Source organism: Vibrio sp. 10N.222.55.C7 (assembly GCF_041473335.1).
Classification (GTDB): domain Bacteria; phylum Pseudomonadota; class Gammaproteobacteria; order Enterobacterales; family Vibrionaceae; genus Vibrio; species Vibrio crassostreae_C.
In genome coordinates this window covers 1-1,096 of sequence record NZ_JBFRSC010000065.1, presented here as the reverse complement: position 1 = coordinate 1,096, position 1,096 = coordinate 1, and the positions used below count along the sequence as shown (strand labels likewise).

General features: G+C 41.8%; 1 protein-coding gene. It reads right to left on the bottom strand.

Going from position 1 to position 1,096, the window contains the following annotated elements; all coding sequences use genetic code 11:
• Window positions 1-1,035, bottom strand: a protein-coding gene (locus AB4482_RS20755; RefSeq protein ID WP_102394396.1) for an IS630 family transposase whose coding sequence is annotated in 2 segments (ribosomal slippage) — window positions 1-575 and window positions 577-1,035 — 1,034 coding nt annotated over the 2 segments. Because the reading frame shifts where the segments join, the coding sequence is not laid out codon by codon here. This gene is flagged as partial in the annotation.
• Window positions 1,036-1,096 lie beyond the last annotated feature (61 nt).

Sequence of the window (1,096 nt, the reverse complement as noted above, 5' to 3'; positions counted from 1 at the left end):
TAACTGATCAGGTCAATCCAATCTCTTGTACACATTTTTGTGACGCGATCTTTGCACTCAAGAAATCCATTCCAAGCGCTACAGACCTTCGAAACAATATCGTTATAATCAATGAAGTTTTGGTTTGCTAGATAGTGTTGCCTTAACCAACTCCACACTTGCTCTATAGGGTTAAGCTCTGGTGAGTATGGCGGCAATTTGATAATACTGACATTATCAAATGGGTTAGCAATATCATCGGTATGCCATCCTGCGCCATCCATTATTACCACTGAATGACGGTCTTTTTCTGTGACTTTAGATATCTGCTCTAGATGGTTTATCATGATGTCTTTGTTAACCCAAGGGACGACCATTGCCTCACCAATCCCTCTCGATGGGCACACTGAGCCAAACAAATAAGCGTATTCAAATTGCTGCTGTTTTACTACGCGAGGTCTCGTTCCACGAGTAGCCCAAAGACGTGTTGTTGTGTTCTGCTGACCAAACCTAGCTTCGTCTTGAAACCAGACATCAACACTCTCTAGCCCAATATGGCCGGGGATCTTAAGGATCGTTTCGATTTGGAATTTTTTTAAAATCGTCCTGTATTTGCTGTGATTGTTTAGGGTGTTTGGAACGAGAAGTTATCCAAGAAAAACCCATGTGGTCGAGGAGATAATAGATGGAATTAGGGTGGTAGTGCTTGTCAAAGTGTTTAACGATGTAGTCATGTATATCGCTTCCAACAAGGCGGCCACCAGAAGGTGATTCAGCTTCTTTTTTTATGAAGGCACTGAGTTGAGCCCGCTGCTCATCGGTGAGGTATGCAGGCCTACCAGTCCGAGGTTTTTCTTGAAGTCCTTCTAGGCCTTCTTCAAAAAAAATCCGAACCCATTTATTGACACTGGTTCGACTGACTTTGAGAGATTTTGCAATTTGTGTACGAGAGAGGCCGTCTTTAAAGTGTGCGAGCGCAAGTAAACGCATCTTCATCTGAATGGTTTTTTGCTGGCTCGCAAGCTTTTTGAAGTCAGTGTTATTAAGGCTATCCATGGCTAAATTTCACAATAATTCATCAATCTTAATTAGATCACATTTTTACTTTAATTGGTAT